Consider the following 24,589-nt stretch of genomic DNA (forward strand, 5'->3'; position numbering starts at 1 on the left):
ACCTGGACCACACTGTGCGCGGGCGGTAGCCTGCGCTCGTGTCCGCCCCCGACCCCGCCGCCGCCGACCTGTTCGGCCTCGTCGCGTACGGCGAACTGCTCGCCTTCGACAGGCTCGCCGCCGACGCCCGGCTCGCCCCCGACCTGCGTCGCCGGGCGGCGCTCAGCGAGATGGCCGCGGCCGAGATCGCGCACTACCGGTGGCTCGCCGACCGCCTCGGCGCGCTCGGCGTGGCCCCCGAGGAGGCGATGGCCCCCTACGTCGAGGCGTTACGGGCGTACCACGACTCGACCGAGCCGAGGGACTGGGCCGAGGCGGTGACCAAGGCGTACGTGGGCGACGCGATCACCGACGACTTCCTGCGCCGGATCGCCGACGGTCTGACCGGGCCGGACCGGGCGCTGCTGCTCGACGTCCTGCACGACTCCCGGTACGTCGAGTTCGCCGCGACCGAGATCCGGGCCGCGATCGAGGCCGACCCGAGCACGGCCGGCCGGCTGTCGATGTGGGCGCGACGGCTGCTCGGCGAGGCGCTCTCGCAGGCGGGCCGGGTCGCCGCCGCGGACCGGGGCGCGCTCGTCGCGTTGACCGGCCGGGCCGGGGTGGACGTGCCGGCGCTGCTGCGCGAGCTGACCGAGGCGCACGCCGCGCGGATGTCGGCAGCCGGCCTGAACAACTGAACCGGCCCGGACGGCTGAGTCGCCGCGGCGGGTCACCCCGCCACGGCGACCGGTGCGACGCGGATCAGCGGACGGTGAACCCGACGGCGCGGGGCGACGCCTCCGCGATCTCGACGTAGGCGACCTTGCCGACCGGCACGATGACCCGCCGGCCCTTCTCGTCGGTCAGGGAGAGCGTGCCCTCGCTCTTGGCGAAGGCGTCGGTCACGATCTGCTCGATCTCGGCCGGCGACTGCGCGCTCTCCAGGACCAGCTCCCGCGGCGCGTACTGCACGCCGATCTTGACCTCCACTGTGCCTCCTCAACTGGGGCGAAAAAGCCACCGTGGGAAGGCTATCCGATCAGGCGGCGCGATGTTCAGGCTGACTCACCTTGCAGCGGGAAGCTGGCGATGCCGCGCCAGGACAGCGCCGCCACCAGCGCCTCCGCCTCGGGCTTGGCCACCTGCCGGCCGCCGGCCAGCCAGAACTGGGCGGCCGTCTCGGCGGCGCCGACCAGCCCGGACGCGAGCAGCTCGGCGTGCGCCCGGCTGGAGCCGGTGTCCGAGATGATGGTGTCGGTGATCGCGGCGATGCAGCCCTGCTCGACCCGCTCCACCCGCTGCCGCACGGCCGGGTCGTTGCGCAGGTCGGACTCGAAGACCAGCCGGAACGCCTCGCTCTCGTGGTCGACGAAGTCGAAGTAGGCCCGGACCGCCGCGCCGACCCGCTCCTTGTTGTCCTGCGTGCCGCGCATCGCGTCGTGCACCTTGGCGACGATGGCGTCACAGTGCGTGTCCAACAGCGCCAGGTAGAGCTCCATCTTCCCGGGGAAGTGTTGGTAGAGAACCGGCTTGGAGACGCCGGCCCGCTCGGCGATGTCGTCCATCGCCGCGGCGTGGTAGCCGTGCGCGACGAACACCTCCTGGGCAGCGGCGAGCAGCTGCTTACGGCGCGCCGAGCGGGGCAGGCGGGTGGGCCGGCCGGCGGTCTGAGCACCGTTCCCCACTGCGGTCATGGGAACCTCCGAGAATCTGCGTCGAGCCGGCACGTATCACCCGAACCGGGCCGGGTTCGTGAACCCGTCGCGGAATTGGCCCGCCGCTGTAACTTATCGCCACTGTCACCACACGGTAGCCTCAGCGGGGGCGACCAAGGAGCGCGCGGTGAGTGAAACAGGGCAACCCGGAGCCGCCACCCCGGGAGAGTACGGCGACGGGACGGGTCAGCAGGACGACCCGGCCCGCACCGGCGGCGGATGGGCGCCCCCGGCGAACGGCTGGTCCCGAGGCGCCCCGGCGCCCGGTGGCTGGCCCTACGGCGACCTGGGCGGTGGCTGGGCCGCCTCCTCGCCCCGACACGGCGACCTGCCGGCCCCGCTGCCCGGTCACCCGGCCGAGGAGTCGCCGCCCCCCGTCAACGGCCGCCACGTCAACGGCGTGCGTCACGCCGGGGAGGAGTCGCCCGTGACCCGCCAGGCGCCGGTGAGTGCCCCGCCCGTGGGCGAGCCGCCCCGGGAGACCGACGGCGACCGGCTGGCCGTGCCGGCCCCGCGGCCCGCGCCCGCGATCGAACAGCAGCCCACCGCCGACGCCGCCGGTTCCCGGCACGCCTCGGACGACACCGCCGCCGGGCGGATCCCCCGCTGGGCGGAGAGCGGGCCGACCTCCGCGCCCCCCGCGCTCCAGGTGCCGCCGGTCGGCGCCGCCGCCTCCGGTTTCGAGGTGCCGCCGGGCTTCCACGCGCCGACCGTCGACCCCGCCGCGCCGTCGCCGCACCGGGGCTGGGCCGACCGGAGTGAGCCGGCCGGCCACGCCGAGCCGTCCCCGGCCGAGCCGCCGGCGCACCACCAGGCCGACAGGCGCCCGACCGACGGCCCCCGGGGGGCCGAGCCGAGAGGGGCCGCCGACCCGACGGCCGGCGCACGAGGCGCCGACCCGACCGACCCGGGCGCCGGGCCGACCGGTGAGCCGGACTGGTCCGGCCCGTCCTGGAACCGCCCGAGCTGGGGTGACGGCTGGGCCCCGCCCTGGGCCCGCACGGACGAGCCGGCCGGGCGCCGGGCTGCCCACGACGAGGGTCGCCGCGTCGCCCGCGAGGACGAGCCCGCCGACCGGGCGCCCGGGGAGGACGAGCCGACCGGCCGTCGCGCCGCCCGTGCGGACCGCACCGTCGAGTGGGCGCCCGAACCGGTGCGGCCGTACGAACCGGCCCGGGTCGAGCCGCCCGCCGGATACGAGCCGCCCCGGCCCGAGCCGGTCCGGCCCTACGAGCCGTTGCGGGCGGAGTCGGCCGCCGGGCACGAGTCGCCGCACCCCGAGGCGAGCCGACCGTTCCGGCTGCCCCGGGACGACGCCGAGCCGCGCCCGGCGCACGAGCCGGCCGCCCCGCGGCCCTCCTGGGCCGGTCCGCCGGTGCCGGTGACCCCGTTCGGCGCGCGCCCCGAGGCGACCGGCGCGCCGGTGCCGCCCCGCGAGGCGCCGGCCGGCCCGCCACCGACCGCGTACGCTCCCGCGCCGGCCGCACGTGCCGCCGGTGAGCCGGCCGACGAGCCCCACCGCGTGCCGGACCAGTCGCCCGGCGCGCCGGCCGGTGTGCCGCCGGTCTCCGCCGCCCCGGCGCCGGCCGCGCCGTTCGACAGCTACCGGTCGCCCCGGCCGACGAGCGCCCCGCCCTACGCGGCCCGCCGGTCCGCCCCCGAGCCGCCGTCCACCCCCGAGCCGGCCGCCGAGTCCCTGCCGGCGGAGCCGGCGCCGGCGGTCCTGCCGCAGCGCGTCCCCGCCGAGCCGGACGTGCCGGTCGTGCCGGAGCCGCCCGCGGTGGAACCGTCCGCCGAGACTCCCGAGCTGGCCCGCATCGCCACCCACCTGCGCCGGGACGACGAGCCCGCGCCGCTGCGCGAGCGGCCGGAGGGCTTCGACGTCAACGCCATCCTGGACGCGGTCCGCGAGGTGGCCGGCGTCCGCGACGCCGCGCTCCGCCGCACCCCGGCCGGCGCGCACAGCCTCCGGCTGGACCTGGCCGACGGCGCCGACCCGGCCGACGTGAGCCGGCTGGTGGCACGCCTGCTCCAGGAGCGGATGGGCCTGGCCGCCGCCCCGCAGAACCTGCCCGGCGCGCCGGCCGTGCCACCGCCGCCGGTCCGCCGCCGATCCGCCGCCGCGCGCGCCGACCGGCTCGCCGAGCTGCCGGCCGAACCCCGGTCCGGTACGCCCCAGCCGCGCGCCGACGAGCCGCCGGCCGCGACCGGTCCGGCCGGGGACGACACGTCCACCCGGACCGGTGTGGTGCGTCCGGCGAACCGGCCGGCCGAGAACCGCTCCGGCGAGGGCCGGTTCGGTGGGGTGGAGTCGCGCGCCGGCCGGTCGGCCGAGGCGCCGGCCGAGGGCGCCGAGCCGGGTGGCGAGCCGCCGCGCCGGCGCCGGCAGTCCACCCACCGGGGTCGGGCCACGGTGGACGAGACGTCGCTGGCCGCGGCGCCGGTCGGCATGTCCACCGGCAGCCCGGTCACGCTCGGCACCTCGTACTCCGGTGGGCAGATGACCACGACGGAGACCGCGCCGTCGCGACCGCTGGACCCGGGTGCCACGCCGGGCCCCCGGGTGGTGATCGACCACGTCCTGGTGAGCACGTTCGGGCTGGACGCCACCACCGAGGTCCGGCTGCTCGCCGGCGACCGGGCGGCCGACGGGCACGCGACCGGTCCGGCGGTCGACGGCTACGTGCTGCGGCTCTGCGCGGTGGCCGCGGCCGCCGCGGTGGACGAACTGCTCGCCGGCGAGGACGATCCGGCGGGTGAGCGGGGCCGGTGCTTCGTGGAGCACGCCGCCGTGGTGCCGTTCGGCAACTGCGAGGTGGCGACCGTGGTGGTGCTGCTGGTCTGCGAGGGGTGGGTGGAGCAGTTGGCCGGCTCGGCCCTGGTCGCCGGGGACCCCCGGCAGGCGGTCGTCCGGGCCACCCTGGCCGCGGTGAACCGTCGCCTGGAGGCGTTGCTCACCTGAGGGGAGCTGTTCGGCAGGGGCCGGCGCGGGGAAGACTGGAGACATGAAGCGTGCCGCACTCTGGCCGGATCATCTCCTTCCCGCACACCACGTCCCGCCGCCCTGGCCCGGGCGGCACGTCGAGCTCGACGGCACGCTCGTGCACGTCCGGGACACCCCGGCGACCGCGCCCGGCGCCGAGCCGGCGCTCTACGTGCACGGTCTCGGTGGCTCCGCGCAGAACTGGACCGACCTGGCCGGCCTGCTCGCGGGTCGGCTCGACGGGCAGGCTATCGACCTGCCGGGTTTCGGGCGCAGCGAGCCCGGCCGGCGCTACACCGTCCCGGCCTTCGCCGACCGGGTGGTGCGCTGGATCGAGCACAGCGACCGGGGGCCGGTGCACCTGTTCGGCAACTCGCTGGGCGGCGCGGTCGCGGTCCGGGTGGCGGCGTCGCGGCCGGAGCTGGTCCGCACGCTCACGCTGATCTCGCCGGCCCTGCCGTTCCTGGACTTCCGGCGGTCGTTGCAGGGGCGGATGCTGCCGGTGCTGGTGATCCCCCGGGGTGAGCGGCTGGCCGCCCGGCGGCTGGCGCAGCTCGCCCCGGAGGTGATGGCGCAGCAGGTGATGGAGTCGTGCGTGGCGGACCTGACCCGGATCAGCGAGCAGCGCCGACAGGAGGCGATCGACGAGATCCGGATCCGGTACGAGGCGGCGCACTACGCCGCCGCGTACGTGCGGACGTTCCGGGGGCTGGTGGGCAGCTTCCTGCGCTCGTACCTGCCGGGGGAGGGCGCGCTGTGGCGGCAGGCCGCGTCGGTGCGGGTGCCCACGCTTGTGGTGGGCGGGCGGCAGGACCGCCTGGTCGACGTGCGGGTCGCTCCGCAGACCGCCCGGGTGGTCCCGGACAGTCGGCTGCTGATGCTCGACGGCGTCGGGCACGTGGCCCAGTTGGAGGTGCCCCGGGTGGTGGCGCGGGCGGTGCTGGCGCTGCTCGACGAGGCGCGGACGGTCGCCACGCCGGGGCCGGTCGAGCGGAATTCGCAGGCCACGGCGCTGGTCACCGGAACGGGGGAGAGCGGAGGCGGGCACGACGTGGCAGGCTGAGCCGGATGCCCAGCTCACCCCGTCCGCGTGCCGCGCGACCCTCGTCCCTTGCCCGCCGCTGGCGTGCCGCCGTGGTGGTCTGCGCGTTCCTCGCCGCCGCCGGGGTGGGGGTCGGTGTCGCCCTGCGGCTGCCGCCGGCCGGCGCGAACGAGCTGGTCGCGGAGCGGTTCGCCGCGCCGCCGCCGGAGCCCGCGCCGAGCGTCTCCCCGTCGTCGGCCGCGCCGTCGTCCGCCGCGCCCGTCGCGCCGGTGGGGCCGGTGCTGGCGCTGCCCGGTCCGGTGCCCGCGCACGGCCGGGGCGGTTTCTCCTACGACGACAGGTCCAGCGGTGTGCTGGGCCGGGCCGGGGTGCTGCGCCGGTTCCGGGTGGCGGTGGAGGACGGCTCGGGCGAGCGGGCGCGGGCGTTCGGCGACGTGGTGCAGCGGGCCCTGGCCGGGCCGGGGAGCTGGGTGGACGGTGGCCGGTTGCGGTTGCAGCGGGTGGCGCCCGGCGGCCGGTACGACTTCACGATCTACCTGGCCACCCGGGACACCGCAGGCCGGTTGTGCGGGGCGGGTGGGATCGACATCCGCAAGGGTGGTGTGCCGTACACGTCGTGTCGGGTGCCGGGCAAGGTGGTGATCAACCTGGACCGGTGGCGCACCTCGGCGCCGCACCTGGTGGCCGCGCGGATGCCGTTGGACACCTACCGGCTCTACGTGGTCAACCACGAGGTGGGGCACCAGTTGGGGCACCACCACGAGGCGTGCCCGGGGGCGGGCCGGGCCGCGCCGGTGATGCAGCAGCAGACGTTGTTCCTGGACGGCTGCCGGCCGAACCCGTGGCCGTACCTGGCCGGGAAGCGGTACACCGGCCCGTCGCGGTGAGCGGATCACGAAAGTTATTCGCGGCATAAGCGGTAAAAGCAGCTAAATGCCCGAATTGCGTGTCACGCTGATGGCATGACGTCGTCGTCCCCGTACGACCCGCCCGACCATCCCGAACGTCCCGGGCTGCGCCGGATGCGGCGCCGCCGTCGGCGGGCGGTACTGCTGCTGGCAATGCTCGTCGCGGCCACCGGTGGCGCGGTGGGGATCACCCGGCTGAGCGAACCGCCGCGACCGGCGCGCGTCCCGCTCGCCGCCGAGCCCACGCTGATGCCGGACGCCGACACCGAACCGGCGACGTCGCCGACCGGCTACCCCACCGCCGGCCCGGGCACCTTCGCGGTGGCCGGCGGCCGGTCGCCGGTACGCGGCCACGCCGGCCCGCTGCGCCGCTACCGGGTCGAGGTCGAGCAGGGCACGGGGCAGGGCGTCGACGCGTTCGCGGCCACCGTCGACACGGTGCTCGGCGACCCGCGGAGCTGGATCGCCTCCGGCGAGCTGCGGGTGCAGCGGGTGCCCGAGGCGGCCGCCGCCGACTTCACCGTCTACCTGGCCACCCCGGTCACCTCGGAGCGGATGTGCGCCGAGGGTGGCCTGCACACCGAGCGGTACACGTCGTGCCGGCTGCCCGGCCGGGTCGTGCTCAACCTGGCGCGCTGGATGACGGCGGTGCCCGACTACGGCGCCCCGCTGGACGTCTACCGGACCTATGTGATCAACCACGAGGTCGGGCACGAGTTCGGCGAGCTGCACCAGGCCTGCCCCCACCCCGGCGCGCCCGCCCCGGTGATGCAGCAGCAGACGTACGGGCTGGACGGCTGCGTGCCGAACGCCTGGCCGTACGTCGACGGGGTGCGGTACGAAGGGGAGCCCACCGACGGCGTCTGAGTTATTCCCGGTCCCGCAGTTCGGGCCGGGTGTCCCTCGTCATGGCCGATCGCCGGTGCGGCGAGCGACAATGGCGCGGTCCCACCGCCGATCCCGGGGAGTCCACCGTGTCGTTGCCCCCGCTCGTCGAGCCCGCCGCCGAGCTGACCGTTGACGAGATCCGCCGCTACTCGCGCCACCTGATCATCCCGGACGTCGGGGTCGAGGGGCAGAAGCGGCTGAAGAACGCCCGGGTGCTCTGCGTCGGCGCCGGCGGCCTCGGCTCGCCCGCCCTGATGTACCTCGCCGCCGCCGGTGTCGGCACGCTCGGCATCATCGACTTCGACACCGTCGACGAGTCCAACCTCCAGCGCCAGATCATCCACGGCGTCTCCGACGTCGGCCGGTCCAAGGCCGAGTCCGCCGCCGCCACGATCCGCGAGATCAACCCGCTGGTGCACGTGGAGATCCACAACACCGCGCTGGACCGGGAGAACGTCAAGGACATCTTCTCCCGGTACGACCTGATCGTCGACGGCACCGACAACTTCGCCACCCGCTACATGGTCAACGACGCGGCCGTGCTGCTCGGCAAGCCGTACGTCTGGGGTTCGATCTACCGCTTCGACGGCCAGGCCTCGGTCTTCTGGGCCGAGCACGGCCCCTGCTACCGCTGCCTCTACCCGGAGCCCCCGCCGCCCGGCATGGTCCCGTCCTGCGCCGAGGGCGGCGTGCTCGGCGTGCTCTGCGCGTCGATCGGGTCGATCCAGGTCAACGAGGCGATCAAGCTGCTCGCCGGCATCGGCGAACCGCTGGTGGGTCGACTGATGGTCTACGACGCCCTGGAGATGAGCTACCGCAAGATCAAGGTCCGCAAGGACCCGAACTGCGCGCTCTGCGGCGAGAACCCGACGGTCACCGACCTGCTGGAGGACTACGAGGACTTCTGCGGCGCGGTCTCCGAGGAGGCGCAGGAGGCGGTGGTCGACTCCACCATCACCGCGCTGGAGTTGAAGGAGTGGCAGGACGCCGGCAAGGACATCTTCCTGGTCGACGTCCGCGAGCCCGCCGAGTACGAGATCGTCCGGATCCCCGGTGCGACGCTGATCCCCAAGGGCGAGATCCTCTCCGGTGAGGCGCTGGCGAAGTTCCCGCAGGACCGGCAGATCGTGCTGCACTGCAAGTCCGGTGTGCGGTCGGCCGAGGCGCTCGCCGCGCTGAAGGCGGCCGGTTTCAAGGACTCGGTGCACGTGCAGGGCGGCGTGCTGTCCTGGGTCAAGCAGGTCGACCCGGCGCTGCCCTCCTACTGAGCCACCCCTCGCCCGGCGGCCCCGTCACTCGCGTGGACATTCATGCCCGTGAGTGATGGGGCTTTCGCGCCTTGTGTCCCCGGTCCTCGGCGGTCCGCCTCAAACCCTGGCCGAGCTACCGAGGCGTAACCACGTCCGCGCAGGTAGCGTCACCGGCGTGGTCGATCTGGAAGCGGCGATCGGGTTCGTCGTGGCACACGGGGACGCGGTGGACCGCGCCCGCCTGTCCCGGCTGCGCTCCGGCGCTGCGGCGTCGCCGGACCTGCTCGACGCGGCGGAGTCCGGGCAGACCCTGAGCGGCGGCTGGCCCGCCGTGCTCGGCGGCGAGGTCGCCTCGGTCGACGCGACCTGCTTCCGCCTGTCCGAGCTGGACGACCTCGGCGCGCTGGGCCGCCCCGCCGCCCGGCACGCGCTCGACTGGCTGGCCAGCGGCCAACTCGCCGACGGCGGCTGGGACGAGCACCCGTCGCTGGCCGGGTTCGCGCCGGAGTGGGCCACCCCCGGTGACCCGGAGGCACGGTTCTACCTGACCGCCGACGCCGGGTTCTGGCTCACCGTGGCCGGGCTGGACGCCCGCGCCGCCGGCCCGCTCGACCACCGGGTCGGCGGGGCGTACGCCGGGGTGGTGCAGGCGGCGGCGCACACGCTCGCCGCGCGGCTCGCGCCGGACGGGACCTGGCCGTCCTTCCTGCCGGCCGGGTGGTTGGCCGCGGCCGTGCTGCACCGCCAGCAGATGTTCTACGAGTCGGCGCGGATCCAGGCGGTGCTCGCCGACCGGATCCCGGAGATGTCCCCGGCCGACGTGGCCTGGCTCGCCGCCACGCTGCGGCGGGTGGAGGTGGGCGAGGAGCAGTGGCTGCTGGTCGCGGCGCGGCGGCGGCTCGCCGAGACGCAGCGCAGCGACGGCGGCTGGGACAGCGACGACGGCCACCAGTTCGACGTGCACACCACGCTGCGCGCGATCCGGGCCTGCCGTCCGAACGCCCCGGAGGCCCCGCGCACCGGCGCGCAGTTCGTGGTGCCGCCCACCGTCGCGCTGCCCGCGCCACCGTCCCCACGCTCCGGTCCCGACCGGCCGTCGCTTCGATCCGCGGATCCCGCCCCCGACCGGTCCTCGGGCTCCGTTCCCGGTCCGGCCTCGGGTCCCACCCCCGACCGGTCCTCGGGCCCGTTTCCCGGGCTGGCACTGCCTCCCGTCTCGGCCCTGCCGACGGCCGGCGCCGGCTGGCCCGGGCCACCCCCAAGTGGTCCGCCGTCGATCGATCCACCCGCGACGTCCGCCGGAGACCCCCTCCAGGTGGCGTAGCCGGGGATCCCGGAGATCTTGGAAGCTGCCGGCCCTCCTGGGGGCCATTTCCTTCCAAGGTCTCAAGCGCGGCGCGGCGCGGCGGGCGAGGGGCATCCGCGAGCCGGATGTGGCCAATCCACCGAGCCGGCGGGAAGGCCGGGCCGTCAGCGCAGGTGGCCGTCGCCTGTCACCACGTACTTCGTGCTGGTCAGCTCCGGCAGGCCCATCGGGCCGCGGGCGTGCAGCTTCTGGGTGGAGATGCCGATCTCGGCGCCGAAGCCGAACTCGCCGCCGTCGGTGAACCGGGTCGACGCGTTCACCATGACCGCGGCGGCGTCCACCCGGGCCACGAACTCCCGGGCCGCCCGCTGCGAGTCGGTGACGATCGCCTCGGTGTGCCCGGTGCCGTACCGCCGGACGTGCGCGACGGCCGCGTCGAGCGAGTCGACCACGGCGACCGAGATGTCGGCGCTCAGGTATTCGGTGGCGAAGTCCTCCTCGGTCGCCGGCACCACGGCGGCGGAGTGCGCGGCGACCTCGGCGGTGCCGTGCACGGTCACCCCGGCCTCGGCGAACGCGGCGAGCACGGCCGGCAGGAACGCGTCCGCCACGTCCCGGTGCACCAGCAGCGACTCGGCGGTGTTGCAGGTGGACAGGCGCTGCGTCTTGGCGTTCAACGTGATGGCCAGCGCCTTGCCGAGGTCGGCGGCGGCGTCCACGTACACGTGGCAGTTGCCCACCCCGGTCTCGATCACCGGCACCGTCGACTCCTCGACCACGGTGCGGATCAGCGACGCGCCGCCGCGCGGGATCAGCACGTCGACCAGGCCCCGGGCGCGCATCAGCTCCTTGACCGAGTCGCGCGAGGAGGAGTCGAGCAACTGCACCGCGTCGGCCGGCAGGCCGGCTCCGGCGACCGCGTCGCGCAGCACCGCGACCAGCGCGGCGTTCGAGTGCGCCGCCGAGGACGAGCCGCGCAGCAGCGCCGCGTTGCCGGACTTCAGGCAGATCCCGGCCGCGTCGACCGTCACGTTCGGCCGGCCCTCGTAGACGATGCCGACCACGCCGAACGGCACTCGCACCTGGCGCAGCTCCAGCCCGTTCGGCAGGGTGGACCCGCGTACCACCTCGCCGACCGGGTCGGGCAGCGCGGCCATCTCGCGCAGCGCGTCGGCGATCGCGGCGACCCGGCCCTCGTCGAGGGCGAGCCGGTCAAGCACGGCCGCGCTGAGCCCGGCGTCGCGCCCGGCCGCCAGGTCCGTCGCGTTCCCGGCCAGAACCTCCGGGGTACGCGCGACAAGCGCGTCGGCCATCGCGTGCAGCGCGGCGTCCTTGACGGTACGGGTGGCCGTGGCGAGATCCTCCGCCGCGTCCCGGGCCCGGCGGGCCTGCTCGACGACGCTCATCGTGCGCTCCTTCGCAGAAATGTTAGGAGGGGCCCCCTGTTATGCAGAATGCGTTAACAGGGGGCCCCTCCTTACAACAAAACGAGGTCGTCTCGGTGGACGACCTCTCGTTCGTAGGCCGGGCCCAGGGCCGCGGCGAGTTCCGAGGTGGAGCGGCCGAGCAGGCCGGGCAGCTCCACCGCGTCGTAGTTGACCAGCCCCCGGGCCACCGGCGCGCCGGCGGTGTCGACCAGGTCCACCGGGTCCCCGGCGGTGAACGCGCCGTCGACCGCGGTGATCCCGGCCGGCAGCAGCGACTTGCGCCGGCCCACCACGGCCTGCACCGCGCCCGGGTCGAGGTGCAGCCGGCCGCGCGGCGCGGTGGCGTGCGCCAGCCAGAACAGCCGGGCGGCCGGGCGGCGGCTGCTGGCGTGGAAGTACGTGCCGACCGGGTCGCCGGCCAGCGCCTCGCCGGCCAGCGGCGCGGCGGTGAGCACCACCGGGATGCCGAAGCCGGTGGCGATCCGGGCCGCCTCCACCTTGGTCACCATGCCGCCGGTGCCCACCCCGGCCCGGCCGGCCCCGCCGACGTCGACGCCGGCCAGGTCGCCCTCGCCGTGCACCTCGGTGATCCGGGTGCTGCCCGGGCGGGCCGGGTCGCCGGTCCAGAGCGCGTCCACGTCGGAGAGCAGCACCAGCAGGTCGGCGTCGACGAGCGCGGCCACCAGCGCGGCGAGCCGGTCGTTGTCGCCGAAGCGGATCTCCTCGGTGGCCACCGTGTCGTTCTCGTTGACGATCGGCACGGCCCGCAGGTCGAGCAGCTTGCGCAGGGTCCGGTACGCGTTGCGGTAGTGCGCCCGCCGGGTCACGTCGTCGACGGTGAGCAGCACCTGCCCGACGGTGCGCCCGTGCCTGGCGAACGCGGTCGCGTACCGCCCGATGAGCAGGCCCTGGCCGACGCTGGCGGCGGCCTGCTGGGTGGCCAGGTCACGCGGGCGCCGGGGGAGCCGGAGCGGGGCGAGGCCGGCGGCGATCGCGCCGGAGGAGACCAGCACCACCTCGCGGCCCTGCGCGGCCAACGCGCCGAGCGTGTCGACGAGCGCGTCGACCCGGGCGTCGTCCAGGCCGCCCGTCGCGGTGGTCAGCGAGGACGATCCGATCTTGACCACGATCCGGCGGGCCGAGGTGACTGCGTCGCGCACCCGACCATTCTGCGGGTTGCGATCCGCCACATCGTAGCGCGTTCCCATATCGTGGCAGCTCGTGACACCTGACGAGTACGTCGAGGCGGTGCTGGCGCTGGTCGAGCGGATCCCGCCGGGACGGGCGATGTCCTACGGGGCGGTGGCCGACGCGCTGGCGGAGCGGTCCGGGCGGGCGTCGGCGCGGCTGGTCGGCTCGATCATGGCCCGGCACGGGGGCGGGGTGCCGTGGCACCGGGTGGTGAACGCAACCGGTCGGCTGCCGCCGGGGCACGAGCGGGAGGCGCGGGCCCGGTTGCTCGCCGAGGGGTGCCCGCTGCGCGGTGACCGGGTGGACCTGGCGGTGGCCGCGTGGTCGCCGGAGCAGGGGATGTGACCGCGACCATAACGTGAGTAGCATTCGGCTCCATGACAGCTTCGGGCCTGCCCCGCCGGGTGCACCTCGGGTACGCGTCGGGCTCGCTTGTCACCGGCGCGTTCGGGACCGTGCCCGGGCTGCTCCTGCTCCCCTACCTCACCGACACGCTCGGTGTCGCGGCCGGGCTGGCCGCGCTGCTGGTGCTCCTGCCCAAGGCGTGGGACGTGCTGGTCAACCCGGTGGCCGGGCGGATCTCCGACCGGACCCGCTCCCGCTGGGGCGCCCGCCGGCCCTACCTGCTCGGCGGCGGGCTGGCGCTGGCGGCGCTGTTCGCCTCGATCTTCGCCGCGCCGTTCGCGCGCGGGCCGGCCGCGGCCGCGTACGTGACGCTCGCGTTCCTGGCCACCGCGACCGCGTTCGCGTTCTTCCAGGTGCCCTACGTGGCCATGCCGGCCGAGCTGACCGCCGACCCGGCGGAGCGTACCCGGATGATGACCTGGCGGATCGCGGTGCTCGCGCTGGCCATCCTGGTCTCCGGCGCGGTGGCCCCGGCGGTGGTGGCCGCCGGCGGTGACGGCGTGCCCGGGCACCGCTGGATGGGGCTGTTCGTCGCGGCGCTGATCGTCGTCGGCACGCTCGGCGTGTTCCTCGGCACCCGGACCACCCCGGCCGGGACGGTGGCGGAGAGCGAACCGAGCCTGCGGGCCCAGCTCGCGGTCGCCGGCCGCAACCGGTCGTTCCGGCTGCTGCTGCTCTGCTTCGTGGTCCAGTCCGCCGGGGTGGCCACCGTGCTGGCCGGTGTCAAGTACTTCGCCGACCAGGTGCTGCGCGCCCCGGACAGCGGCCCCACGCTGCTGTTCGCCTGCTTCGTCGCGCCGGCCCTGCTGGTCATGCCGCTGTGGAGCCGGGCCGGCGCCCGGCTGGGCAAGCGCACCTCGCTCGTCGCCGCGTCACTGCTCTTCGCGGCCGGCGCGCTCGCCCTGGTCGCCGCGCCCGCGCTGCCCGCCGCCGGGGTGTACGCGCTTGTCGCGCTGATCGGCGTCGGATACGCCGGCCAGCAGGTCTTCGCGCTGGCCATGCTGCCCGACTGCATCGCCGAGGACACCGCGCGCACCGGCCGCCGGCAGGCCGGCGTGTTCACCGGGCTGTGGACCGCCGGGGAGACGTTCGGCCTGGCCCTGGGCCCGGGCATCTACGGCCTGGTGCTCCAGCTCTCCGGCTACGTCTCCTCGTCGACCGGGTCCGCCGCCGCCCAGCCGGACGGCGCCCGGCTCGGCGTGCTGCTCGGCTTCACCGTGCTGCCGGCCCTGCTGGTGGCCGCCCCGGTGGTGCTGCTGCGCGGCTACACGCTCGGCCCGACCGCACCGGCGGTCGGGACCCGTCACGAGGAGAGGACCACCCGATGACCGACCCGGCCGGGGCGGGCGCGCTGCCCGCCGAGGGGCTGCCCGCCACCCGGGTGCTGGACGAGATCCGGGCGTTGCGGGCGGCCGACCGGCCGACGCACGGCGGCCGGCTGTTCGCCTACGTCTACGACCCCGGCGTGGCCGGGTTGGACGAGCTGGCCCAGGCCGCGTACGCGCAGAGCGCGCACGTCAACGGCCTCGACCCGACGGCCTTCCCGTCGCTGCTGGCGATGGAGAACGCGCTCGTCGCCGCCGCCGCCCGGCTGCTCGGCGGCGGCCCCGGCACGAGCGCGCCGGATGTGGTCGGCAGCGTCACCGGCGGCGGCACCGAGTCGCTGCTGCTCGCCGTCAAGGCCGCCCGCGACGCCCGGCCCGACCTCGCCGAACCGCGGATCGTGGTGCCGGCCAGCGCGCACGCCGCGTTCGCCAAGGCGGCGCACTACCTGCGGGTGGCGCTGGACCGGGTGCCTGTCGACCCGGTGACGCTGCGTCCGACCGTCGACGCGATGGCCGCCGCGATCCGGCCGGAGACCGTGCTGGTGGTCGCGTCCGCCCCGTCGTACGCGCACGGCGTCGTCGACCCGGTCGCCGGGATCGCCGCCGCCGCGGCCGACGCCGGGGTGCGCTGTCACGTGGACGCCTGCTTCGGCGGCTGGGCGCTGCCCTGGCTGCGCCGGCTCGGCGCACCGGTGCCCGCATTCGACTTCGCCGTGGACGGGGTCACCTCGATCTCGGTGGACCTGCACAAGTACGCGTACGCGCCGAAGGGGGTGTCGGTGCTGCTGCACCGGGACGCCGCGTGCCGCGCCCCGCAGTTCTTCGCGTACGCGGACTGGCCCGGCTACACGATGGTCAACCCGGTGATCGCCTCGACCCGCTCCGGCGGACCGATCGCCGCCGCGTACGCCACGCTGCGCCACCTGGGTGAGGACGGCTACCTGCGGCTGGCCGCGTCGACCCGGGACGCGGTCGCCGGGTTGGCCGACGCGGTGCGGGCGACCGACGGGCTGCGCCTGATGGCCGAGCCGGAGTCGACCGTGGTCTGCTTCACCGCCGACGACCCTGAGCTGGACCTGTTCGTGCTGTTGGACGAGCTGACCGCGCGCGGCTGGCACACCCAGCCCCAGCTCCGGTACGCCGACCTGCCGGCCAGCGTGCACCTCACGGTGACCGCCGCGGTGGCGCCCCGGGTGGCCGAGTTCTCCCCGGCGCTTGCCGACGCGGTCGCGGCCGCCCGCGCCGCCGGCCCGGTCGCGCTGCCGCCGGAGCTGACCGCGCTGGCCGGCGGCCTCGACCCGGAGGCGCTCACCCCCGAGCTGGTGGCCGGGCTGGCCGAGGGGCTGGGCCTGGGCGGTGGTGCCGGGGCGCCGGATCGGATGGCGGTGGTCAACACGCTGCTCGACGCCGCGCCGGCGCCGGTGCGCGAGCGGTTGCTGGCGGAGGTCGTCGGGCTGCTCCAGCGCCCGGCCTGGTGACCGGGCCCGACCGGGCGGTCATCGGGACGTCACCGGGATGCCGGCCTTCGTGACGGTGCCGGGCACCGCCGTCGTGTCGTCCCCCCGCTCCGCCCAGACGGTTAGCTGGTGGTCCGGTCCGGTCGTGCGACGCATGAAGTGCAGCACCACGACGGCCTGCCCGCCCGGGTCGAGCGGGCCGGGGAAGCAGTGGAAGAAGCTGCCCCGGTGGGCGGCCGTGGGGCAGCCCTCGACGAGCGTGTGCTCGTGGACGTCCTCGTCGTCGTCCGGCAGGGTCACCCGGACGTCGGTCAGCCGCTGGTCGCCGACGTTGGTGACCGTGACCGTCGTCGTGCCCCGCCGCCACCCGTCGGGGTCCGGCGGCCCGTAGACGACCGGGGTCGTGGTGACGGCGAACAACGGCGACACCGGCGTCGGCCCGGTGGCCGAGGTGGACGGCGACGGCGGCGGCTCGGCCGGGAAGGCTCTCGGCCCGCCGGTCTGGGTGAACCGACCGTCCGCCCAACGGAAGAGCCGGGTCTGCCGGTGTGCCGCGTCCGGCTCGGCGCCGTCGCGCCCGGCCCGGTCGGTGACCTCGACCCGGACCGCGCCGTCCGGCCGCGCGTCGAACGCGAGCAGATACTCCGGCCGCCGCGGGTCGGACCGGAAGACGCGCCCGAGCGCCACCGGTGTGCCGTCCGCGGCCCGGTCGAAGACCACCACCTGCTCCGGGTACGGGGTCCCACCACGCAGGCAGCGCAGGAGCGCCACCGGTTCCGGCACGCCGTCGCCGTCGACGTCGACGTAGGCGTACCCCGCGGTGGACAGCAGCACGTCGCCGTTGCCGCCGGCCCGCTCCACCAGCCCGACCCCCCGGGTCCGACAGCCGGCGCCGACCGGCCAGGCCGGCAGGTCGACGGTGGCCGCGAGCAGTTCCGCCCGCTCGATCCGGCCGGTCGGCGCGCTCGGCGTGGCCGACGGGCCGACATCCGGCGACGCAGTCGCCGGGACCGACCGGGTCGGATCCGGCGACGTCACCGGGGCCGGTGCGGGTCGGCGGTCCAGGGCGGCCCAGGCGGTCACCGGCGCGGCGACGGCGACCGCCACGACCACGGCCACGGTGGCCACCCGGCGCCGCCGCCGGCGTCGCACGGTGCGCCGCACCGCGTCCGGCCCGGCCGGCACGACGGCGTCGAGGGCCAGTGCGCGGTACGCCTCGAACTCGCCGCTCAGGCGCGTGTTCCGGGGCTCAGGCATGATCGGTCACCTCGTTCGTGGTGGTGAGCTGAGCCGCCAGCGCGGCCCGCCCCCGGTGCAGCCAGGACTTGACCGTGCCCTCCGGCACGCCCTCCTGCTCCGCGATCTGGCCGACACTGAGGTCGGCCAGGTGGTGCAGCACCACGGCGCGGCGCTGCGTGGACGGCAACTGGGCGAGCGCGGCGGTCAGCGCCACCCGGTCCGGCCCGGGACCCGGCACGTGTTCCTCGCGCTGCCGGCGGAGCCAGGACTCCGCGGTCCGCAGCTTCCGCCAGCGGCTGGTGGCCAGGTTCCAGGCGACCCGGCGGACCCAGGCGACCGGGTCGTCGTAGCGGGAGACCCGGGACCAGCGGGCGAAGGCCCGGCAGAACGCCTCCTGCACCAGGTCCTGCGCCTGGGACAGGTCGCCGCAGTACGCGGCGAGCTGCACGGTCAGCGACCGGAAGTGCGCGTGGTAGAGCCCGTCGAAGTCGACCGCCTGGCGTACGTCCGGCCCGTCCGTCGTCCTGTCGGGTGACGGCTCGCCGCGCCGCGCCTCCTCCGTCACCGTCATCCGTTCCTCCCCGTACGTGCCGCCGGCGCGGTCACACACCTCACACGTGTGGACGCCCTACCCGGTTGCGTCGATCGCCCGGTCGGGCGCTGTGGTTGACTGTCGGTTCACGGACAGCGGAGGAGGCCCGAGGTGCAGTTGCCGGCCGTGCTCGGCGAGCCGATCCGGTTCGTGCTGAACTGGGGCCGCCGCTACTCCCTCTGGGTGTTCAACTTCGGCCTGGCCTGCTGCGCCATCGAGTTCATCGCGACCAGCATGGGCCGGCACGACTTCATGCGGCTCGGCGTGATCCCGTTCGCCCACGGCCCCCGGCAGGCCGACCTCATGGTGGTCAGCGGCACGGTCACCGACAAGATGGCCCCGGCGGTCAAGCGGCTCTACGACCAGATGCCCGAACCGAAGTACGTGATCTCGTTCGGCGCCTGCTCCAACTGCGGCGGCCCGTACTGGGACTCCTACTCGGTGACCAAGGGCGTCGACCAGCTCATCCCGGTCGATGTCTACGTGCCTGGCTGCCCGCCCCGGCCGGAGGCGCTGCTGCACGGCATCCTCCGTCTCCAGGAGAAGATCGCCGCCGAGCAGTCCGGCCTCGGCGGCGTGTCCCGCCCGGACCGGCTCGCCGCCCCGGCGGACGTGGTTCCCCGCCCGGTGGAGGCGCTGACCGCGCCGCCGGTGCGTCCGCCGGCCGGCTGATCCGCACGGTGGCGTGGCGGCGCTAGCCTGCGGACCATGACCGACTCCCCGGAGAAGCGTTCCGCCTTCATCGTCGACGTGCTGACCGAGGAGTTCGGCGCGTCCATGGCGATCGACCCGGCGGCGTTCCGCCGGAAGTTCCGCAAGATGGCCGCCTCACCGTTCGCCTTCTACCGGGGCAGCGCCTCGCTCTTCTACGCCGACCAGCGCGGCGACTTCGTCAGCGACCGCTTCCTCGACGACCGGACCAGCCGGGTGTGGATCCACGGCGACCTGCACGCGGAGAACTTCGGCACCTACATGAACGCCTCCGGCCGGCTGGTGTTCAACGTCAACGACTTCGACGAGGCGTACGTCGGGCCGTTCACCTGGGACCTGAAGCGCTTCGCCGCCTCCGTCGCCCTGCTCGGCTACGCCAAGGCGCTCTCCGACCGGGTGATCGGCGAGCTGGTGACCGGCTTCGCCCGGTCCTACCTGGCGGAGCTGCGGGCGATCGCGGCCGGCGGGGACGACGCGATCGGCTCGATCACGCTGGAGAACGCGGACGGCGTGCTGCGCAGAGTGCTCCAGCAGGCGCGGCTGAGCACCCGGGTGGACCTGCTCGCCGCCCAGACCACCGTGGACAACTACGAGCGCCGGTTCTCCCTCGGCGACGGCGTGCACGAGATCGACGCGGCGACCCGGGAGCGGGTCTGCGGTGCGTTCGGCGACTACCTCGACACCCTGCCCTCCTCGAGCGCAGGGCTGCGCCCGGTGGCGGCCACCATCAAGGACGTGGTGCTGCGCAAGGGCGTCGGCATCGGTTCGGCCGGGCTGCCGTCCTACAACCTCCTGTTAGAGGGGCACACCGAGGCGCTGGAGAACGACGTCCTCATCTACATGAAGCAGGCCCAGGTGCCGGCGGTGGCGCGGCACATCGACGACGAGCGGGTCCGGTCGTACTTCCGGCACCAGGGGCACCGCACCGCGGAGTCGCAGCGGGCGTTGCAGGCGCACGCGGACCCGTGGTTGGGCTTCACCGAGCTGGACGGCGTCGGCCAGCTCGTCGCCGAGGTCTCCCCGTACGCGGCGGACCTCGACTGGGCCGACGTGAACGAGCCCGAGGACCTGGCCGGCGTGCTCACCGACCTGGGCCGGGCGGTGGCCCGGATGCACTCGGTGGCCGACGACGAGTCCAGCCACGACCTGGTCGACTACTCGACCGAGGAGTCGATCGTCGCGGCGGTGGACGCCGACGCCGACGGGTTCACCGACTACCTGGTCGACTTCGCCCACCGGTACGGCATCCGGGCCCGGGAGGACCACCAGCTCTTCGTGGACCTGTTCCGCAACGGTCGGCTGCCGGGCATCTGAGCCGGCTCACTGGGCGAAGTCCAGCACCACCTTGATGTCGTCGCCTGTCGACGCGTACGCCTCGCGGTAGGCGGAGACCGGCACCCGTCGGGTGATCAGCGCGTTCAGCCAGGACTGGTCGGCGCGGGCGAGCGCCTCGCCGGCCAGCTCCCAGTGCCGGCGGCCGGCGTTGACCGAGCCGAACACCACGTTGTTCTCCAGCACCAGCTCCCGGTTGAGCGCGCCGGCGTCGAAGTCGATGGTCCGGCCGCCGCTGGACACGCCGGTGAGGCAGACGATGCCGTTCGGGGCGGCCTTGCACATGGCGTCCAGCACCACCGGCGGCGCGCCGGTGCACTCGACCACCACGTCCGGTGCGAGGTCCAGCTCGGCGACGGAGGTGGTGTGGTAGGTCGCGCCGAGCGCGCGGACCAGGTCCGGCTTCGGGCCGGTGGTGTTGCGGTCCAGCACGTGCACGGACAGCTCGCGCTGGCTGGCCAGCAGCGCGGCCAGCAGCCCGATCGGCCCGGCGCCGGTGATCAGCGCGGTCTTCGGCTTCCACTCGGCGCGGCGGCCGATCCGCTCGATGTGGTCCCACGCCTTCGCCACCACGCTCGTCGGCTCCAGCAGCATGCCCACCGACTCGAGCGCCGGGTCGAGGCCGACGGCGAACTTGGGTTGCAGCCGCCAGCGGTCCCGGGCGAAGCCGTTCAACCCCTTGATGCCGTGCTCGGTGTACTGCCCGTTGCGGCACATGTCCCACTCGTCCACCGCGCAGTTGGCGCAGGGCACCGGGTCGGGGCGGCGGACCACGCCGGCCACCAGGTCGCCGGGGTGCAACGTGCCGGTCGGGTCCTCCAGCACCCGGCCCAGCGACTCGTGGCCGAGCACCAGCCGCTCCTGGCCGGGCGGCGCGTCGCCGTACTCCCCGGCGATGATCTCCTGGTCGGTGCCGCAGACGCCCACCGCCAGCGCCTCGACCAGGATCGCGCCCTCCTCGGGCGCCGGCTCCGGCCAGTCCTCGGTGAGCCGGAGCGAGTCAGGGACACCGGGGGTCACAGTCACAGCGCGCACGAGCCTCATCTTTCCCCGCCGGCCGCCCACCCGCTCGGCAAAGCGACGATCCGGGCCCGGACGGCCCGACCCGGGCGGAAGCCGTCCGCCATAGGATCAGCTCATGACTCCGGAAGAGGTCGGCCGGCGGGTGGTCGAGCTGCTCGCGCCCGTCGGGGCCACCGCGTCGGTCTCCGGCGGTCAGGGGTACGCCCGCGCCACCGTCGACATACCGACGGCGAGCTGGGCGGACGCGGTGCGCGCGGCACGCGACGACGCCGGGCTGGGGTGCGACTTCCTCGACTGGCTGTCGGCGGTGGACGAGCTGGCCGACGGCTTCGACGTGGTCGCGCACCTCTGGTCGGTCCGGCACCGGCACGGGCTGCTGCTGCGCACCCGGGTCTCCCGGGACGCGCCAGTCGTCGCGTCGGTGGTCGACGTCTTCCCGGGCGCGGCGTGGCACGAGCGGGAGACCCACGAGATGTTCGGCATCGACTTCGCCGGCCACGGCGAGCTGCGGCCGCTGCTGCTGCCGCCGGAGTTCGAGGGGCACCCGCTGCGCAAGGAGTTCGTGCTGGCCTCCCGGGTGGCGAAGCCGTGGCCGGGCGCGAAGGAACCGGGCGAGTCGGAGGCGGGCGGCGGTCGCCGGCCGATCCGGCCGCCGGGCGTGCCCGCGCCGGGGGAGTGGGGGACGACGCCCACGCCGGCCGGCGCGGCAGGTGTCGGCGAGGGCCCCCGCGGGGGTACGCCGGCCCGCCCGGCCCGCGAACGCCCGGCGCGTCGGGTCCCGGGCGCGTCCCGGCCGACCGGTCCGGCCCGCCGGGAACCCGCCCCGCCGCCGGCCGAGCCCGGCCCGCTCGGGCGTCCGGTGCCCGGCGAGCGGCCGACCGGCCCCGCGCGGCAGGAACCGGCGGCCGACCGGCCCGTCGACCAGACCCGGCCGGAGCCCGGTGGCGGAGCCGAGGCGGGGGAGGACTGATGCCGGACTGGTTGGAGCTGGTCCTGCGGGTGGCCGGCGTGCTGGTCGCGTTCCTCACCCTGCCGCTGATCGTGGGCCAGGCCGAGCACAAGGTGATGGCCCACATGCAGGGTCGGCTGGGCCCGATGTACGCGGGCGGCTTCCACGGCTGGGCGCAACTCGTGGCCGACGGGGTGAAGTTCGTGCAGAAGGAGGACGTCACCCCGCGCGACGCGGACCGGCAGGTGTTCCGGCTGGCCCCGGCCGTGGCGCTGGTGCCCTATCTGCTGGTGCTGCTGGTCATCCCACTCGGTCCGGGTGACCTGGTCGCCCAGCCGCTCGACATCGGCCTGTTCTTCGTGCTCGCCGTGGTGGGCGTCGGGGTGCTGGCGGTGCTCATGTCGGCGTGGGCGTCGGCAAACAAGTACAGCCTGCTCGGTGGGCTGCGCGGCGCGGCCCAGTTGCTCGGGTACGAGTTGCCGCTGGTGCTGGCCGCCGCTTCGGTGGCGATGGCGGCGGGCACGCTCAGCCTGAGCGGGATCGTCGAGGCGTGGCGGCCGTGGTGGCTGCTCTGGCAGGCGCCGGCCATGGTCATCTTCTTCGTGGCCGGGCTGGCCGAGATCCGCCGCCCGCCGTTCGACATGCCGATCGCCGACTCCGAGCTGGTGTTCGGCTACATGACCGAGTACACCGGCCTGCGGTTCGCGTTCTTCCTGCTCGCCGAGTACGTCGGCATCGTGGTGATCGCGGCGCTGACCACGGTGCTCTTCCTCGGCGGCTGGCAGGGCCCGTTCGCCGACGCCCAGCTCGGCTGGCTGTGGACGCTGCTCAAGGTGTTCGCGGTGGCGTTCGTGATCATCTGGCTGCGGGTGAGCTATCCCCGGCTGCGCGAGGACCAGCTCCAGCGCCTCTGCTGGCTGGTCCTGGTGCCGCTGGCCCTGGCCCAGCTCGTGCTCACTGTCGCGGTCCGCCTCGCCCTCTAGGCCCGGTCCGCGCCTCGCCCGCCGACTACCGTGCGTGTTGGCAGCGAAGGAGCAGCCGCACTCGAGCGGTATACCTGAGAGGCATAATTATGCCTCTCAGGTATACCGGCCTGAGTACCTCCCATGCCACCGGGCACGACACACCCGGCACCCGGCGCCGCGGCCCGAACCCCTTTCTCGCCGATCTTGCGGTGGTGGCTCCGGCACGAAGGACGGAACACGCGCCGCAGGGGCAGCAGATGCAGGATCGGCGATCGGGGTGGTCATCGCAGCGGAGTGTGGGCGGGGTCGACCCGCTCGTCGGGGGTCGGCGGCGGGGGTGGGGTGCCGTCGCCGAAGGGCCGGCCGCCCAGCTCCTCCCGGTGGTGCGGGGTGAGCCAGTTCGACAGGTCCGGGCCGAGCGGCACGATGCCGGTCGGGTTGATGTCCCGGTGGACCTCGTAGTAGTGCCGCTTGATGTGGTCGAAGTCGATCGTGTCGCCGAAGCCCGGCGTCTGGAACAGGTCCCGGGCGTACGCCCAGAGCACCGGCATCTCGCTCAGCTTCTGCCTGTTGCACTTGAAGTGCCCGTGGTAGACCGGGTCGAAGCGGGCCAGCGTGGTGAACAGCCGCACGTCCGCCTCGGTGATCGTGTCGCCGACCAGGTACCGCTGCCCGGCCAGCCGCTCGCTCAGCCAGTCCAGCCGGTCGAAGAGCCGGTGGTACGCCTTGTCGTACGCCTCCTGGCTGCCGGCGAACCCGCACCGGTAGACGCCGTTGTTGACGTCGGCGAAGACCACGGCGTTGACCTCGTCGATCTCGCCGCGCAGCGGCTCCGGGTAGAGGTCCGGCGCGCCCGGCCGGTGGTGGGCCGTCCACTCGGTCGACAGGTCCAGGCTCATCTGCGCGTAGTCGTTCGTCACCACCTGCCCGGTGGGCACGTCCACCAGCGCCGGCACGGTGATGCCCCGCTCGTAGCCGGGGAAGCGGGCGAAGTAGGCGTCGGCGAGCCGCTCGATGCCCAGCACCGGGTCCCTGCCGCCGGGGTCCAGGTCGAACGTCCAGCTCCGCTTGTCGTGGGTGGGACCGGCCACCGCCTGCGAGATGGCGTCCTCCAGCCCGAGCAGCCGGCGCACGATGATCAACCGGTTCGCCCAGGGGCAGGCCCGACTGACCGCGAGCCGGTAGCGGCCGGGCTCCACCGGCCAGCCGTCCCGCGCGTCGGCGGTGATCCGGGTGGCGATGTAGCGCTGGTCCCGGGTGAACTCGCCGCCGGGTTCCACGTACTTGCCGCCGGTCCGGTCCAGGACCTCGTCGTCGCTGCCGCCCACGCCCACCTCCCGAGTCGCGTTCCGTTCCCATCATGGTCGCTCCGGCCGGTCCCGGCAGGGCGAGCGGCGCAGAGGACGGCTTAGGCTGCCGGGCGTGATCGATGTGGAGGCGGCGGCCCGGCGCTTCGTCGCGGACGTGTGGAACGCCGGCCGCGAGGAGAGCGTGTACGAGCTGGTGGCCCCGGAGTGCCCCGGGCTGGGCGGCGCCGGGCCGGAGGCGGTGCTGGCCTGGCACCGGGACCGGCGGGCGTCGTTCCCCGACCTGCGCTACAAGATCGTCGAGGTGGTGGCCGGCGGCGGGCGGGTGGCGGTGCGCTGGCGGGCCGCCGGCACCCAGGCCGGGCAGTTCGGTCCGGTGCCGCCGACCGGCCGGGTGGTCAGCTATTCCGGGGCGTCGTTCCTGCGCTTCGACGAGGCGGGCCGGATCGCGGACGTGTGGAGCGTGAACGAGCTGTTCCAGGTGCTCCAGCAGCTCGGCGTGCAGATGCTGCCCCCGCTCACACCCGGCGAGGCGTGATCCGGCTGATCGGGAGGTTGACCGGGAAGGGCTCGGTCATCGACCAGCCCTTCC

22 protein-coding genes and 1 pseudogene are annotated in these 24,589 nt (G+C 75.0%); 15 read left to right on the plus strand and 8 right to left on the minus strand.

Going from position 1 to position 24,589, the window contains the following annotated elements:
- The first annotated feature begins 38 nt into the window (after positions 1 to 38).
- Positions 39 to 680, plus strand: coding sequence for a ferritin-like fold-containing protein (locus tag ACIA5A_RS00970; protein ID WP_396755170.1), 642 nt, complete (start codon positions 39 to 41; stop codon positions 678 to 680).
- Positions 681 to 744: 64 nt separating this feature from the next.
- Here ACIA5A_RS00970 and ACIA5A_RS00975 read toward each other — a convergent pair whose 3' ends face one another.
- Together ACIA5A_RS00975 and ACIA5A_RS00980 are read right to left on the minus strand one after the other, a co-directional pair.
- The gene (locus ACIA5A_RS00975; protein WP_013288692.1) at positions 745 to 972 is read right to left on the minus strand and encodes a DUF3107 domain-containing protein; all 228 of its coding nucleotides are present in this window, start codon (positions 970 to 972) and stop codon (positions 745 to 747) included.
- Positions 973 to 1,037: 65 nt separating this feature from the next.
- Complete coding sequence (locus tag ACIA5A_RS00980; protein ID WP_091065616.1) at positions 1,038 to 1,676, minus strand: TetR/AcrR family transcriptional regulator; 639 nt, start codon at positions 1,674 to 1,676, stop codon at positions 1,038 to 1,040.
- 148 nt (positions 1,677 to 1,824) lie between these two features.
- Here ACIA5A_RS00980 and ACIA5A_RS00985 point away from each other — a divergent pair, with 148 nt between their 5' ends.
- The 6 genes and pseudogenes from ACIA5A_RS00985 to ACIA5A_RS01010 all read left to right on the plus strand — a co-directional run.
- The gene (locus tag ACIA5A_RS00985) at positions 1,825 to 4,659 is read left to right on the plus strand and encodes a hypothetical protein (protein WP_396755172.1); all 2,835 of its coding nucleotides are present in this window, start codon (positions 1,825 to 1,827) and stop codon (positions 4,657 to 4,659) included.
- A 43-nt stretch (positions 4,660 to 4,702) separates the two neighbouring features.
- The gene (locus tag ACIA5A_RS00990) at positions 4,703 to 5,743 is read left to right on the plus strand and encodes an alpha/beta fold hydrolase (protein WP_396755174.1); all 1,041 of its coding nucleotides are present in this window, start codon (positions 4,703 to 4,705) and stop codon (positions 5,741 to 5,743) included.
- 5 nt (positions 5,744 to 5,748) lie between these two features.
- A complete protein-coding gene (locus ACIA5A_RS00995) occupies positions 5,749 to 6,609 on the plus strand; it encodes a DUF3152 domain-containing protein (protein ID WP_396755176.1) in 861 nt (286 codons plus the stop codon).
- A 75-nt stretch (positions 6,610 to 6,684) separates the two neighbouring features.
- Entirely contained in the window at positions 6,685 to 7,497 is an 813-nt protein-coding gene (locus ACIA5A_RS01000; protein ID WP_396755178.1) for a DUF3152 domain-containing protein, read from the plus strand.
- A gap of 41 nt (positions 7,498 to 7,538) precedes the next feature.
- Positions 7,539 to 8,786: an adenylyltransferase/sulfurtransferase MoeZ gene (moeZ, locus tag ACIA5A_RS01005; protein ID WP_396755180.1), complete on the plus strand. Its 1,248-nt coding sequence runs from the start codon at positions 7,539 to 7,541 to the stop codon at positions 8,784 to 8,786.
- A gap of 106 nt (positions 8,787 to 8,892) precedes the next feature.
- Positions 8,893 to 9,762, plus strand: a pseudogene (locus tag ACIA5A_RS01010) (hypothetical protein); the annotation flags it as partial.
- Positions 9,763 to 10,238: 476 nt separating this feature from the next.
- Here the strand turns inward: ACIA5A_RS01010 and ACIA5A_RS01015 are convergent.
- Complete coding sequence (locus ACIA5A_RS01015) at positions 10,239 to 11,480, minus strand: glutamate-5-semialdehyde dehydrogenase (protein WP_396755182.1); 1,242 nt, start codon at positions 11,478 to 11,480, stop codon at positions 10,239 to 10,241.
- A gap of 71 nt (positions 11,481 to 11,551) precedes the next feature.
- Entirely contained in the window at positions 11,552 to 12,661 is a 1,110-nt protein-coding gene (gene proB / locus ACIA5A_RS01020) for a glutamate 5-kinase (protein ID WP_396755184.1), read from the minus strand.
- A 61-nt stretch (positions 12,662 to 12,722) separates the two neighbouring features.
- On the opposite strand from proB, the gene ACIA5A_RS01025 reads away from it, so the two are divergent.
- Genes ACIA5A_RS01025 through ACIA5A_RS01035 form a run of 3 tightly spaced genes read left to right on the plus strand, consistent with a single transcriptional unit; the run spans position 12,723 to position 15,900 of the window.
- On the plus strand, positions 12,723 to 13,037 hold the full coding sequence (locus tag ACIA5A_RS01025; protein ID WP_396755186.1) for an MGMT family protein: 315 nt from the start codon (positions 12,723 to 12,725) through the stop codon (positions 13,035 to 13,037).
- Positions 13,038 to 13,069: 32 nt separating this feature from the next.
- Complete coding sequence (locus ACIA5A_RS01030) at positions 13,070 to 14,425, plus strand: MFS transporter (RefSeq protein ID WP_396755188.1); 1,356 nt, start codon at positions 13,070 to 13,072, stop codon at positions 14,423 to 14,425.
- The gene (locus tag ACIA5A_RS01035) at positions 14,422 to 15,900 is read left to right on the plus strand and encodes a pyridoxal phosphate-dependent decarboxylase family protein (RefSeq protein ID WP_396755190.1); all 1,479 of its coding nucleotides are present in this window, start codon (positions 14,422 to 14,424) and stop codon (positions 15,898 to 15,900) included. The genes ACIA5A_RS01030 and ACIA5A_RS01035 overlap by 4 nt, the downstream gene beginning before the upstream one ends.
- Before the next feature lie 18 nt (positions 15,901 to 15,918).
- Here the strand turns inward: ACIA5A_RS01035 and ACIA5A_RS01040 are convergent, their stop codons facing one another.
- Entirely contained in the window at positions 15,919 to 17,136 is a 1,218-nt protein-coding gene (locus tag ACIA5A_RS01040; protein ID WP_396755192.1) for a hypothetical protein, read from the minus strand.
- Entirely contained in the window at positions 17,129 to 17,689 is a 561-nt protein-coding gene (locus tag ACIA5A_RS01045) for a SigE family RNA polymerase sigma factor (protein WP_396755194.1), read from the minus strand. The genes ACIA5A_RS01040 and ACIA5A_RS01045 overlap by 8 nt, the downstream gene beginning before the upstream one ends.
- 132 nt (positions 17,690 to 17,821) lie before the next feature.
- Between ACIA5A_RS01045 and ACIA5A_RS01050 the strand changes: the two genes are divergently transcribed.
- Together ACIA5A_RS01050 and ACIA5A_RS01055 are read left to right on the plus strand one after the other, a co-directional pair.
- Complete coding sequence (locus ACIA5A_RS01050; protein WP_396755196.1) at positions 17,822 to 18,382, plus strand: NADH-quinone oxidoreductase subunit B; 561 nt, start codon at positions 17,822 to 17,824, stop codon at positions 18,380 to 18,382.
- A 36-nt stretch (positions 18,383 to 18,418) separates the two neighbouring features.
- Positions 18,419 to 19,735 carry a DUF2252 domain-containing protein gene (locus ACIA5A_RS01055; RefSeq protein ID WP_396755198.1) on the plus strand — a complete coding sequence of 439 codons (1,317 nt, stop codon included), beginning with the start codon at positions 18,419 to 18,421 and terminating at the stop codon, positions 19,733 to 19,735.
- Between the two features lie 6 nt (positions 19,736 to 19,741).
- Here ACIA5A_RS01055 and ACIA5A_RS01060 read toward each other — a convergent pair whose 3' ends face one another.
- Positions 19,742 to 20,788 (minus strand): glucose 1-dehydrogenase, encoded by a 1,047-nt coding sequence (locus tag ACIA5A_RS01060; RefSeq protein ID WP_396755200.1) that lies wholly within the window; start codon positions 20,786 to 20,788, stop codon positions 19,742 to 19,744.
- Positions 20,789 to 20,891: 103 nt separating this feature from the next.
- Between ACIA5A_RS01060 and ACIA5A_RS01065 the strand changes: the two genes are divergently transcribed.
- Positions 20,892 to 21,746, plus strand: coding sequence for an NADH-quinone oxidoreductase subunit C (locus tag ACIA5A_RS01065; RefSeq protein ID WP_396755202.1), 855 nt, complete (start codon positions 20,892 to 20,894; stop codon positions 21,744 to 21,746).
- Entirely contained in the window at positions 21,746 to 22,708 is a 963-nt protein-coding gene (locus ACIA5A_RS01070; protein WP_269689871.1) for a complex I subunit 1 family protein, read from the plus strand. Before ACIA5A_RS01065 ends, ACIA5A_RS01070 begins: the two co-directional genes overlap by 1 nt.
- 263 nt (positions 22,709 to 22,971) lie before the next feature.
- On the opposite strand, the gene ACIA5A_RS01075 is transcribed toward ACIA5A_RS01070, so the two are convergent.
- Entirely contained in the window at positions 22,972 to 24,018 is a 1,047-nt protein-coding gene (locus ACIA5A_RS01075; RefSeq protein ID WP_396755203.1) for a glutathione S-transferase family protein, read from the minus strand.
- A gap of 94 nt (positions 24,019 to 24,112) precedes the next feature.
- On the opposite strand from ACIA5A_RS01075, the gene ACIA5A_RS01080 reads away from it, so the two are divergent.
- Entirely contained in the window at positions 24,113 to 24,535 is a 423-nt protein-coding gene (locus ACIA5A_RS01080) for an ester cyclase (RefSeq protein WP_396755204.1), read from the plus strand.
- Positions 24,536 to 24,589: the final 54 nt, after the last annotated feature.

It is taken from the genome of Micromonospora sp. NPDC051300 (assembly GCF_044455315.1).
Lineage (GTDB): Bacteria > Actinomycetota > Actinomycetes > Mycobacteriales > Micromonosporaceae > Micromonospora > Micromonospora robiginosa.